Origin of the sequence: Rugosibacter aromaticivorans, from assembly GCF_000934545.1 — a bacterium.
In the GTDB taxonomy this organism is placed as follows: domain Bacteria; phylum Pseudomonadota; class Gammaproteobacteria; order Burkholderiales; family Rhodocyclaceae; genus Rugosibacter; species Rugosibacter aromaticivorans.
Genome location: NZ_CP010554.1, coordinates 1,722,096 through 1,733,637 on the forward strand (window position 1 = coordinate 1,722,096; position 11,542 = coordinate 1,733,637).

The window sequence follows — 11,542 nt, forward strand, 5'->3', positions numbered from 1 at the left end:
AAGGAAAACAGGCAGCCCGCAGACTGCCTGTTTTCTGATCATCACAAAAAATCATGCCACCAGTGGCACGATCAGCAATGCCACGATATTGATGATCTTGATCAGCGGATTAACCGCCGGACCCGCCGTATCCTTGTAAGGATCACCGACAGTATCACCTGTCACGGCTGCTTTGTGGGCTTCTGACCCTTTGCCGCCAAAGTGGCCATCTTCGATATATTTTTTGGCATTATCCCAAGCCCCGCCACCGGTGGTCATGGAGATCGCAACGAAAATACCCGTCACGATGGTGCCCATAAGCACGCCGCCTAACGCCCGCACCCCTGCACCCGGCCCCATCAGCACATTCATGCCAAATGCTGTTGCCACGGGAACTAAAACAGGTAGCAACGAGGGGATCATCATTTCCTTGATCGCCGCTTTAGTCAGCATATCGACGCACGTGCCATATTCTGGCTTGGCAGCACCTTCCATGATGCCTTTAATATCGCGAAACTGGCGACGTACTTCAACGACTACGGCACCCGCTGAACGACCAACAGCTTCCATTGCCATGGCACCAAAGAGATAAGGAATCAGACCACCGATAAAGAGGCCGATGATGACCGCAGGATCTGACAGATCGAAAGCGAAACTCTTACCCATGGCCTGCAGGCCATGGGTAAAGTCGGCAAACAACACGAGTGCAGCCAGCCCTGCCGAACCAATGGCATAGCCCTTGGTAACCGCTTTCGTTGTATTGCCGACGGCATCCAATGGATCAGTAATACCGCGCACTGAAGCTGGCAAATCGGCCATTTCGGCAATGCCACCCGCATTATCGGTGATCGGTCCATACGCATCGAGCGCAACGATGATACCCGCCATTGAGAGCATAGACACTGCCGCAATAGCAATCCCGTAAAGCCCGCCCAGGGTATAAGAAGCCCAGATCGCAGCGCAGACTGACAACACCGGCCAAGCGGTGGATTTCATGGACACCCCAAGGCCGGCAATGATGTTGGTGCCATGCCCGGTGGTGGAGGCTTCAGCGATATGCCGCACTGGCTTGAATTCAGTACCGGTGTAGTACTCGGTGATATAGACCATCAACCCTGTCAACACCAAGCCAACTATGGATGCGCCATACAGCCGCATTTGTGATCCACCACTGATCCCCAGCACAGCATCAAGCAAGTGGTCATCAATTAACCATGTCGTCAGCGGGTAAAATGCGATCAAAGCCATAACGCCAGCGACCATCAAGCCCTTGTAAAGCGCATTCATGATTTTTCCGCCGGGTGACGTTTTGACAAACATCGCCCCAACAATGGAAGCAATGATGGAAAAGCCTCCCAGCACGAGCGGATACGATATCGCGGCTTCAGCCATTAAATCAGATGATTTAAACAACAAAGCTCCTAACAACATCGTCGCCACAATCGTGACCGCATAAGTTTCAAAGAGATCGGCGGCCATACCTGCGCAATCACCGACGTTATCGCCAACGTTGTCAGCAATCACCGCGGGATTACGTGGATCATCTTCCGGGATACCCGCTTCGACTTTGCCGACCAAATCAGCACCCACATCAGCGCCCTTGGTAAAAATGCCACCACCAAGACGCGCAAAAATGGAAATCAGCGAAGAGCCAAACCCAAGGCCTACCAGCGGGTGCACAACACTTTCGAGCGTTGCGGTAGTGCCCCCCAAGGTTTTAAGCAGAACGTAATAACCAGCCACCCCGAGTAAACCCAGCCCAACGACCAGCATACCGGTGATCGCCCCGCCACGAAACGCAACATTCAGCGCCTCATTAAGGCCGACGCGGGCAGCTTCTGCCGTGCGCACGTTCGCCCGCACGGAAACATTCATGCCAATGTAGCCGGCCGCACCCGACAACACTGCGCCAATAATGAATCCTACGGACGTCTGCCAACCGAGGGCAAACCAAATGACAACAGCGAGAATGACACCCACAGCACCGATGGTTGTGTATTGTCGATTCAGATAGGCTTGCGCACCCTCCTGAATGGCGGCTGCAATTTCACGCATTCGATCGTTACCAGCGGATTGCGCCAATATCCATCGACTTGAAATAGCACCATAAGCAATAGCTAATACAGCGCAGATCAATGCAAACATCAGTCCTGACGACATACTCTCTCTCCTGTTGTTATTAAATTAAATCAAATCGAAAAGCTCTCCAGTTTTCTTGCCACACTTACATTCTGCAGACTCACATAATCTGGCAAACCATCGCGAAAAGGAGGTGTGTCTTCTCCAGCAATGAGTGGCGCAAGATAACGACGAGCTGCTTCTGTAATACCAAAGCCATCGGCAGTAATAAACTCCGCCGGCATCTTATGTTCAACATTAGCGACTTGATCAAGCGGCGCTTCGACGATATCCCAACGATAGGGATAATCTGCCAGACGGCGGATCGCCGGCATAACAGCATTTTTCCCGGCAAGTGCCATGTCAACAGCTGCCTTGCCAACGGCGTACGCCTGCTCAACGTCAGTTTTCGAGGCAATATGCCGTGCAGCGCGCTGCAAGTAGTCGGCGACTGCCCAGTGAAATTTATAACCAAGCCGGTCTTTGACAAGCTGCGCTATCTGCGGTCCAATGCCACCCAGCTGCGCATGCCCAAAGGCATCGGTAGTACCAGCTCCGGCCATGAGCTCGCCCTCCGGGCCGCGTAACCCTTCCGACACGGCAATTGCGCAGTAACCATAACGATCAACGCATTCTTTAACGCACGCCAAGAACCGAGCCTCGTCAAACAAAACTTCAGGCAGCAACAGCAGATGCGGTGCTTCACCTTCATTTCTAGCTGCCAAGGCGCACGCAGCGGTAATCCATCCGGCATGACGACCCATGACCTCAAACACGAATACTTTGGTCGATGTCCTTGCCATGGAGGCAACATCAAGCCCTGCCTCGCGCATTGAGGTGGCGACATATTTCGCCACCGAACCAAAGCCAGGGCAAGTGTCAGTCAGTGGTAAATCGTTATCGACTGTTTTGGGGATATGAATGGCTTGCAAAGGAAAACCAAGGGCAGCTGAAAGCTGAGATACTTTGAGACAGGTATCCGCTGAGTCGCCGCCGCCGTTGTAGAAAAAATACCCAATATGGTGTGCACGAAATACCTCAATCAACCGCTCAAATTCACGCCGACTCTGCTCCAGGCTTTTGAGCTTATAGCGACACGAACCAAACGCACCGCCGGGCGTATGACGCAAACGTGCTATGTCGGCCGCGGATTCAAGTGATGTATCGATCAAGTCTTCAGTAAGTGCGCCAATGATGCCATCGCGCCCCGCCAACACATTACCGATACGGTCAGGATGCGCGCGCGCTGTCTCAATGACTGCACAAGCTGAGGCGTTAATGACGGCGGTGACACCGCCTGACTGTGCATAAAAAGCGTTTTTGATAACCATGGTAGAAAACTCAGGTTAATGCATTTAACAGTGTGTTGGTGATGCTATCCACAGACCCCAGCCCGTTGATGCGCACATATTTCGGGCCAGCGATGTCGCTTTGTTCAGACCAGGCTTGGTAGTAATTAACCAAGGGCAAGGTTTGTGCGCGATAGACCTCAAGGCGTTTTTTAACGGTCTCCTCGCGATCATCATCTCGTTGAATAAGTGACTCGCCGGTGAGATCATCTTTACCTTCGACCTTGGGCGGATTAAATGCCACATGGTAAGTACGCCCTGAACCCGGATGCACGCGTCGCCCGCTCATACGAACGACAATTTCACTATCGGGCACGTCAATTTCAACCACAAAATCGATGGATACCCCCTCCACTTTCATCGCTTCTGCCTGCGGAATAGTGCGTGGAAAACCATCCAATAGATAACCGTTTGCACAGTCAGCCTGTTTCAGACGCTCTTTTACCAAGCCTATGATGATGTCGTCAGAAACCAGCCCGCCGACATCCATTATTTTCTTGGCCTCCTGGCCCAACGGCGTGCCCGCTTTGACGGCGGCCCGCAGCATATCACCTGTAGAAATCTGTGCAATTTTAAATTTTTCGCTGATGGCTCCAGCTTGTGTACCCTTTCCCGCACCAGGTGGACCAAGAAGAATCAGACGCATAAGTATTCAAACTCCGAACAATTAAATTGGAAAATCTTTTTTTAAGTATTTTTTCTATCCTCACGAAGATACCGTCAATTCGCAGGATGGTCAAACGCATGTCTGACACGATCCAAGTCTTCAGGCGTATCGACGCCTGGTGCTGGCGCATTAGGACAATCAACGACACGAATAACAAACCCATTGACCAGTGCGCGCAATTGCTCAAGCGATTCCCACTGCTCGAGCACAGCTGGCGACAGCTGGCTGTATTGCCGCAAAAAACCCGTGCGATACGCATATAAACCGATATGGCGCCGGACGGGCAGCCCGGAGGGTAAGTCACGCTGATTTACGGCAAAGGCATCTCGTGGCCAAGGAATAGGCGCGCGCGAAAAGTACAGCGCATGCCCTTTTTCATCAACGACCACTTTAACGACATTCGGATTTAAAAATTCGGCCATATCGCTCAGCGGATGTGCAACCGTGGCAATAGATGCTTCTGGATCGTTAGCTAATTCCATCGCAACGCTGGCAATCAATGCGGGATCAATCAACGGTTCATCGCCTTGCACATTGATGACAATCGCATCATCTTCCCAGTTTCTCAGCTTGGCGACTTCAGCCAACCGATCTGTGCCTGAAACGTGCTCAGTGCGGGTCATGATGGCATCAAAGCCATGCGCTAAAACGGCTTGCATCACTCGCTGATCATCCGTTGCAATGCATATTTCGGCGGCGCCACTTTTTGCAGCCGCTTCAGCCACACGCACCACCATGGGTTTGCCGGCGATATCCGCTAATGGCTTGCCGGGCAAGCGGGTCGACGCCCAGCGTGCCGGAATCACCACGCGAAAGCGCATCAGAGTTCTTCAGCCGTGAGTTTGCGCGCCGCTTCTTCTAGCATTACGGGAATATCGTCTCTAACCGGAAAAGCTAACTTACACCCTTTACACACCAGCTCGGATGCCGCTTTACGATAATCCAATGGTCCCTTACAACTAGGACAAACAAGTATTTCAAGTAGACGGGCATCCATTGAGTTTCTCCAGAATAAAAGCCACGAGATCAGGGCTCACGTTTGCTGTCACGGGGAGTACCCAAACAGGCAAAGTCAAATTAAGCCGAGTAAATTTTACAGCATCCTTCTCTGTGGTCAGAATCGCATCCCCAGACAAATTCAGTTCTTCGCGTTGATAGTCATGATGGTCAGCAAATGGATGGGGCTCAAATACCAGTCCCATTGCCTGCAAATGATCAAAAAAACGCTGGGGGGAGCCAATGCCTGCAACGGCGTGCACCTGCTTACCTAAAAAATTTTCAGCGCGGCAGGTTATTTGCTTCTGGCCCAGAAGATAAAAGCTTAGTCCTTCAAGACGCATGGCAAAAACAGGACGCCCAAAAGTCGGCGCCGGCAATACGCCGCGAAGCGCGGAATCCGTCTCTGGAAAGTCTCCCTGGGGAGCGGCGACACTATTGAAAACGACGGCATCCACCCGCCGCAACCGACTGATTGGCTCACGCAAGGGCCCCGCGGGAAGCTGCCAGCCATTCATGGTACCCCGTTGATCAAAAACCGCGATTTCAACATCACGCGCAAGACGATAATGCTGCAAGCCATCGTCAGAAAGAATCACATTGCAGGCTGGATAACGAGATAACAAAGCTTGCGCTGCACGCACACGATCACGCCCAACAAATACCGGGCTCTGGCTGCGCCGTGCCAGCAATAACGGCTCATCTCCCACAACCATCGGGGAGCTATCGGCCGTCACTTCCAGCACTCTTTTTGCCGACCCGCGATAGCCACGACTCACGATACCCGGATGCATGCCTCGCTCACGCAACATGGTCACCAAATGCAGAATGAGCGGTGTTTTTCCAGTACCACCGACGGTCAGATTACCAATCACAATGACAGGTACCGGCACGTGTTGTGCCGACAAAAAGCCCAAACGATAAAGCAGTAAGCGTAGCTCGGTCAGGGCTGCAAAAAAAAGCGACACAGGATACAGCAAACAGGCAAGTAGACCGCGATGCTGCCAGAAAGCAGGGCTGCCTACCGATTCAACGCTGGGCTTGCTGGGTAGCAAAGGAAATATGCGAAAGCCCGGCAGATTGGGCAGCTTGCATCACATCAATGACCGCTTGATGCATCGCTTTGGCATCTGCATTGATAATCACCACGGGTTCCTTGCCAGGCGCAGCCAATCGCTGCAGAGTCTGCTGAATAGCAGCCACATCATGGCCAACAACAGGGATCTTGTTAATCATCGTTTCACCTGCTGCCGTGATAGTGACGTTAATTTCCTCAGGTTGCTCTTTGTTCTGTTGTGCATCGGCCGTTGGGAGATTTATTTCCAGGCCGGAAAATTTCGAGTAGGTGGTAGTGATCATGACAAAAATCAAAATCACCAGTAATACATCGATCATTGGAATGAGATTAATCTCCGGCATCTCACGTTGGCGATTGCGCTGAAAGTTCATCGCAACCTCCTAGCTGCGATCGCCATGAATCATTTCAACCAGCTTTACCGCTTCTTGTTCCATTTCAACCAGAAAGCCATCTACCAATGCACGAAAATGGCGATACGCAATCATGCTCGGAATCGCAATAACAAGACCAAACCCCGTGTTGTAGAGGGCAACAGAGATACCATGTGCCAGCGCCTGCGGGTTATTACCTGATGCCGTAGGTGAGCCAAAAATTTCGATCATACCGACGACCGTACCAAAAAGGCCCATAAGAGGAGCAATCGTAGCAATCGTACCCAGCGTCGTCAGATAACGCTCAAGATCGTGCGCCACGCCACGGCCTGATTCTTCAATGGCCTCTTTCATCACTTCGCGTGAGCTTTTAGCGTTGCGCACACCTGAAGCAAGTACCCGACCTAAAGGAGAATGATTTTCTACTTTCGTGATTAATGCTTCGCTCACACCATTCTGCCGATATTCTGCAATAACGCCTTGCAGAACGCCCGGAGGTACAATTTTTGCGCGTCGCAAAACCGTTGCGCGTTCAATAATCAACGCAACCGCAATAACGGATGCAAATAACAACGGCCATATAGGCCAGCCAGCCGCTTGAATAATTGCAAACACGTGGACAAACTCCCGGTGAACAACGAAAGCCGCACTTTAGCCGGAACTGGTTACTTCGGCAATACAGTCAGGATGATGAACTGCGGAGCATTGCCTAAGAACTTATCCGTAAATAGGGGATAATGACTTTCCCTACGCGATCATCGCGTGGGGAAAGGCGATGACAAAAGCGAAGTCGCGGGAAGTAACGGATGATTTCCGGAAACGGGTAGAGCCACTGATTCCTGTCCGGTAGCACTTGACAGATCAGACGTACGCCCGCAAGGCAGGTGGGAGACGCAAGCCCAAGGATCCTCGACTGGTTTTTGAAGGTATAACGTACGCGCTGAGAACGGGCAGGCAGTGGAAAGCACGGCCTGCAGAACGTTATGACGGCGCCAGCGCGATCCATGCCCGATTTCTGCACGGAGGGGAGAAGGCGGACTTTTTTGCGGCTTTGTGGAAGACCGGACTTGCAGAGTACGACGATGTTGAAGGTATCACCTGGCGTTGGCAAAGTATCGACGGGGCGATGATGAAAACGCCGCCGGCTCAAGCAAGCGTTGGCACCAACCCAACAGATCCGGGGGAAAAAATGGCAGCAAACGTCATTTGCTGGTGGACGGTTGTGGCGCCCCGTCGTTGCTCATCGTGATCAGGGCCCATCGGCGTGACGTTTCGCAACTGGGAGGCGTACCGGATGCAGGCTACACCGGAAAACCAGCACTGGAGATCATTGAGTGCCATGGCTACCTTCCTCATATCAAAGGATGGGGCAAGAGGCCAGGCGCTGGATCGTTGAAGTGACTCATGGTTGGTTCAATCGCTTGCGCAAGCTACTGCGAAACGAAAAACTTGATCGCAGCTTTATCACGCTTAACCACTTGACTGCATCCATCATCGCGTTCAGAAAGGTAGACCTGACTGTGAACATTATTTACGGATGAGCTCTAAGTTATCCCCAAAATCTGTGGATAATTACGTGAAAAACGGCGGAAAGATAAATCTAACGTGCTTTTAATAAAGGCGATTTTTTTGGTCGCATAAAATTCAAACAGTTTCGTTGATGCTCGCTGATCGTTTAGTATTCACGCTTTTGAAAGACCTCGTCTGAGCATGACTGCGCCAACCTCCGTGATCAGCATTAGTGAATTGAACCGCCTAACCCGCCAAACGTTAGAGCAAGTATTCCCCCTGCTCTGGGTAACAGGTGAAATTTCAAACCTGATACGTGCGACGTCTGGGCATGTCTATTTCACACTCAAGGACAATGCGGCTCAAGCACGTTGCGTTATGTTTCGCACGCGTGCACAGATCATTCCCTGGCGACTGGAAAATGGGCAACAAGTTGAAGCCCGGGCGCTAGTATCACTCTATGAGCCACGCGGTGATTTTCAATTAAACATTGAGACTATGCGTCGCGCAGGATTGGGGCGACTGTTTGAAGAATTTTCACGCCTGAAACAACAGCTTGAAATGGAAGGTTTGTTCGCTGCAGAGAGAAAAAAATCTTTACCTCGTCTGCCAAATCGAATCGGCATTATCAGCTCGCCTCAGGCCGCCGCTTTACAGGATGTTTTATCCACGCTCAATCGTCGCGCACCACATCTTGCAATTGTGCTCTACCCAACGCTGGTACAAGGTGAAATGGCAGCCAAAGGCATTGCCCAGGCGATTATCTCCGCAGGGCACCGTAATGAGTGCGATCTTTTACTGCTTGTACGTGGCGGCGGAAGCATTGAAGATTTATGGGCATTCAATGAAGAAATTGTGGCCTACGCAATTGCCCGTAGCACCTTACCTATAATAAGCGGTGTCGGCCACGAGACAGATACCACGATTGCTGATTTTGTTGCCGACTTGCGCGCACCAACACCCACTGCGGCCGCTGAACTCGCAACACAAAACTGGCATGGCATGCCACAGAAAATCATTGATCTGAGTCAGAAACTCAATAGCGCAATGCAGTATCGCATCTCACGTGACCAACAGCGACTTGACCATATTGCACTTCGCCTGACGCACCCTGCCAATAATCTAAAGCGTCGGCAGGATCAGATGCATTTGCTCGGCTCCCAAATAAACACCGCACTGACAAGCTATTTGCGCATACGTCACGAACATATCAGCCGTCTTGCAATGCGCTTTAATCGCCTCGCACCGCGCGTAGAAAGCCGTCAAGGAGAACTGGCTTTGCTAGAACAACGTTTAGCAGCCACAAAAAATAGGTTTTTTTTGCAAGCGCGTAGCGCACTTGACACTCTTTCCAAAGCCCTAGAGCATCTTAACCCGCACGATACCTTGGCACGTGGATTCGCCATTGTTCGTAACGAGCAAGGTGAGGTAGTAAGCCATGCCAGCGGATTGCAAACCGGAAATCAAATCGCGGTCGAGCTGGCAACAGGCCATGTAACCGCCAAAGTTCTGACCACAAGTTCATCCGAAGAGCGACTGAAAAAACACTAATTCCTGTTACATACCTTGCTTTTTTAACCCGAGTTAACCTTGCACCTCCTAAAAGAATCTTTTATAATGGAGTCTCTTCCATGCTTCTACCTTTTATTAGATAATCATTCATTATGGCCAATACAGCACAAGCTCGTAAACGCGCGCGCCAATCCGCCAATCAGCGTATCCACAACATGGATCAGCGGTCATCACTACGTACGGCCATCAAAAAAGTACGTAAAGCCATTGCTACTGGCGATAAAGCTGGCGCGCAGGCTGTTTTTGTTAAATCGCAAAAAATCATTGACTCTATTGCTGACAAAAAGATTGTTCATAAAAATCTTGTGGCTCGTCAAAAGAGCCGTTTGTCTGCTGCAATTAAAGCACTCTGAACTACGTTATACGGAAGCTGCCAAACAAAAAAAGCTGCCTTGGGGCAGCTTTTTTTGACTAGTTTTTATTATTTTTTCCAGCCTAAGTACGGCTGGCCGCAAGGCTCCGCCTGTATCTTGTCTAACAATCTATCAATGGCTAGAAGTTAGCTTACTAACCCCAACTATCTTGAAGCCAGCGTCCAGACCCCGGCTCTTAAACCAGCCAGCATTCATTTCCAAGGCATAGCGCACTGGCTTCAAAGCGCAATGATTGTTCTCAGTTTGGGGTTCCATTTCCTCAATATTGATAATCGTGCCCTGCTCATCTAAAAAAGCGACTGAAAGTGGAAGGTAAGTATTCCTCATCCACATACAGTGTTTCGCAACTACTGGAAATACGAACAACATTCCATGCTGCGCAGGCATAGACCTGCGGTACATCAGACCAGAAGCTCGGTTATCAAGTGTTGCAGCAACCTCAGCTTCAATATGATGCATCCCCGCAAATAAATTAACAGGCTGCGGTATATACGATTCTGCCTTCACAGAAATCGTAAAAAATACTGTTGCCAATGCAACATTCAGTAAAGTTAATGTACGACTCCTCATTCCACCCCTAAAAAACATTTCAATGTATCTATCGGAAGAGACACAAATATTAAAAACGGCGGGTTACCCCGCCGTTTTTAATGTTACAACCAGAATTACTTGGCTTCAGCAGGAGCGGCGGCAGCAGCAGCCTTCTTAGCTTTACGGTGGTGATGTTTTTTGGCTTTCATGACAGGTGCTTTTTCAGCGGCAGCAGGAGCAGCGGCGGCGGCAGCAGGAGCAGCAGCAGGAGCAGCCTTTTCTTCAGCAGCAAAAACGGAAGTGGCGGAAGTGGCAATCAGGCCAGCAACCAGAGTAGCGATCAGTTTGTTCATAGTAAACCCTTTCAGTTATTTAAGTTAAGTCTGACAACTGCCGATTTCTTGGAGTGTCTTAACACTTAACGCGCGGATTAACACCAGGTTGACCCGTAATTAAAATTTCTCGCCAATGCCCAGGTAATAGTTTTTCTAGAGTCCACTCGCCTACTGCCCAGCGAATAAGCCTGAGTGTTGGGAATCCAATTTTTGCAGTCATGCGACGTACCTGACGATTTTTCCCTTCACCTATTACAATCTGCAGCCATGAAGTTGGAATACTTGCCCGATAGCGAATTGGTGGATGCCGTTCCCATAAATTCGACGGTTCATCGATGAGTCTTACTTCGGAAGGTCGGGTAATAAAGTCGCCCAGATCCACCTCCTGTCTTAAATGCTCTAAAGCAGAATCAGGCGGAATACCTTCCACTTGAACCCAATAGGTCTTAAGCAATTTATGGCGGGGATGAGTAATTCTTGCCTGCAATCTACCGTCATCAGTGAGCAAGACGAGCCCTTCCGAATCCGAATCCAAGCGCCCCGCTGCATAAACATTAGGCATTTGTATAAAGTTAGCAAGCGTCGAACGCCCGCTCGCATCCGTAAACTGCGTTAATACGCCATAAGGTTTATTAAACAGAATAAGGCGACTCATACATCATG

Annotated in this window: 13 protein-coding genes and 1 pseudogene; 3 read left to right on the forward strand and 11 right to left on the reverse strand. The window is 50.4% G+C overall.

Translation table 11 applies throughout. From position 1 onward, the window contains the following. Positions 1 to 51 precede the first annotated feature (51 nt). The 8 genes from PG1C_RS08580 to PG1C_RS08615 form a co-directional block, all read right to left on the reverse strand. Complete coding sequence (locus PG1C_RS08580; protein WP_202634405.1) at positions 52 to 2,139, reverse strand: sodium-translocating pyrophosphatase; 2,088 nt, start codon at positions 2,137 to 2,139, stop codon at positions 52 to 54. A 29-nt stretch (positions 2,140 to 2,168) separates the two neighbouring features. After that, positions 2,169 to 3,428, reverse strand: coding sequence for a 6-phosphofructokinase (locus tag PG1C_RS08585; protein ID WP_202634406.1), 1,260 nt, complete (start codon positions 3,426 to 3,428; stop codon positions 2,169 to 2,171). Positions 3,429 to 3,438: 10 nt separating this feature from the next. Continuing rightward, positions 3,439 to 4,092: an adenylate kinase gene (gene adk / locus PG1C_RS08590; RefSeq protein ID WP_202634407.1), complete on the reverse strand. Its 654-nt coding sequence runs from the start codon at positions 4,090 to 4,092 to the stop codon at positions 3,439 to 3,441. Between the two features lie 74 nt (positions 4,093 to 4,166). Next, positions 4,167 to 4,934, reverse strand: coding sequence for a 3-deoxy-manno-octulosonate cytidylyltransferase (gene kdsB, locus PG1C_RS08595; protein WP_284431744.1), 768 nt, complete (start codon positions 4,932 to 4,934; stop codon positions 4,167 to 4,169). Beyond that, positions 4,934 to 5,110 carry a Trm112 family protein gene (locus tag PG1C_RS08600; RefSeq protein WP_202634408.1) on the reverse strand — a complete coding sequence of 59 codons (177 nt, stop codon included), beginning with the start codon at positions 5,108 to 5,110 and terminating at the stop codon, positions 4,934 to 4,936. The genes kdsB and PG1C_RS08600 overlap by 1 nt, the downstream gene beginning before the upstream one ends. After that, positions 5,091 to 6,164: a tetraacyldisaccharide 4'-kinase gene (gene lpxK, locus PG1C_RS08605; protein ID WP_202634409.1), complete on the reverse strand. Its 1,074-nt coding sequence runs from the start codon at positions 6,162 to 6,164 to the stop codon at positions 5,091 to 5,093. The genes PG1C_RS08600 and lpxK overlap by 20 nt, the downstream gene beginning before the upstream one ends. Then, a complete protein-coding gene (locus tag PG1C_RS08610) occupies positions 6,139 to 6,558 on the reverse strand; it encodes an ExbD/TolR family protein (protein ID WP_202634410.1) in 420 nt (139 codons plus the stop codon). Before PG1C_RS08610 ends, lpxK begins: the two co-directional genes overlap by 26 nt. A 9-nt stretch (positions 6,559 to 6,567) precedes the next feature. Next, entirely contained in the window at positions 6,568 to 7,173 is a 606-nt protein-coding gene (locus tag PG1C_RS08615) for a MotA/TolQ/ExbB proton channel family protein (protein ID WP_202634411.1), read from the reverse strand. Positions 7,174 to 7,333: 160 nt separating this feature from the next. On the opposite strand from PG1C_RS08615, the pseudogene PG1C_RS08620 reads away from it, so the two are divergent. The 3 genes and pseudogenes from PG1C_RS08620 to rpsT all read left to right on the forward strand — a co-directional run bounded on the left by PG1C_RS08620 (position 7,334) and on the right by rpsT (position 9,992). Then, positions 7,334 to 8,099, forward strand: a pseudogene (locus PG1C_RS08620) (transposase). A 205-nt stretch (positions 8,100 to 8,304) separates the two neighbouring features. Further along, positions 8,305 to 9,618, forward strand: a complete 1,314-nt coding sequence (gene xseA, locus PG1C_RS08625; protein ID WP_237218116.1) for an exodeoxyribonuclease VII large subunit — start codon at positions 8,305 to 8,307, stop codon at positions 9,616 to 9,618. Between the two features lie 113 nt (positions 9,619 to 9,731). After that, a complete protein-coding gene (rpsT, locus tag PG1C_RS08630; protein WP_202634413.1) occupies positions 9,732 to 9,992 on the forward strand; it encodes a 30S ribosomal protein S20 in 261 nt (86 codons plus the stop codon). A 132-nt stretch (positions 9,993 to 10,124) separates the two neighbouring features. Here rpsT and PG1C_RS08635 read toward each other — a convergent pair whose 3' ends face one another. From PG1C_RS08635 to PG1C_RS08645, 3 genes are all read right to left on the reverse strand, one after another. Then, entirely contained in the window at positions 10,125 to 10,583 is a 459-nt protein-coding gene (locus PG1C_RS08635) for a DUF192 domain-containing protein (protein ID WP_202634414.1), read from the reverse strand. Positions 10,584 to 10,678: 95 nt separating this feature from the next. After that, positions 10,679 to 10,897: a hypothetical protein gene (locus tag PG1C_RS08640; protein ID WP_202634415.1), complete on the reverse strand. Its 219-nt coding sequence runs from the start codon at positions 10,895 to 10,897 to the stop codon at positions 10,679 to 10,681. A gap of 58 nt (positions 10,898 to 10,955) precedes the next feature. Beyond that, entirely contained in the window at positions 10,956 to 11,534 is a 579-nt protein-coding gene (locus PG1C_RS08645; protein WP_202634416.1) for a pseudouridine synthase, read from the reverse strand. Positions 11,535 to 11,542: the final 8 nt, after the last annotated feature.

Excerpts from the sequence above, each read along its gene's own strand:
- PG1C_RS08580 (WP_202634405.1), bottom strand. The coding sequence starts at position 2,139 with ATGTCGTCAGGACTGATGTTTGCATTGATCTGCGCTGTATTAGCTATT.
- PG1C_RS08585 (WP_202634406.1), bottom strand. The coding sequence starts at position 3,428 with ATGGTTATCAAAAACGCTTTTTATGCACAGTCAGGCGGTGTCACCGCC.
- adk (WP_202634407.1), bottom strand. The coding sequence starts at position 4,092 with ATGCGTCTGATTCTTCTTGGTCCACCTGGTGCGGGAAAGGGTACACAA.
- kdsB (WP_284431744.1), bottom strand. The coding sequence starts at position 4,934 with ATGCGCTTTCGCGTGGTGATTCCGGCACGCTGGGCGTCGACCCGCTTG.
- PG1C_RS08600 (WP_202634408.1), bottom strand. The coding sequence starts at position 5,110 with ATGGATGCCCGTCTACTTGAAATACTTGTTTGTCCTAGTTGTAAGGGA.
- PG1C_RS08610 (WP_202634410.1), bottom strand. The coding sequence starts at position 6,558 with ATGAACTTTCAGCGCAATCGCCAACGTGAGATGCCGGAGATTAATCTC.
- rpsT (WP_202634413.1), top strand. The coding sequence starts at position 9,732 with ATGGCCAATACAGCACAAGCTCGTAAACGCGCGCGCCAATCCGCCAAT.
- PG1C_RS08635 (WP_202634414.1), bottom strand. The coding sequence starts at position 10,583 with ATGAGGAGTCGTACATTAACTTTACTGAATGTTGCATTGGCAACAGTA.
- PG1C_RS08640 (WP_202634415.1), bottom strand. The coding sequence starts at position 10,897 with ATGAACAAACTGATCGCTACTCTGGTTGCTGGCCTGATTGCCACTTCC.
- PG1C_RS08645 (WP_202634416.1), bottom strand. The coding sequence starts at position 11,534 with ATGAGTCGCCTTATTCTGTTTAATAAACCTTATGGCGTATTAACGCAG.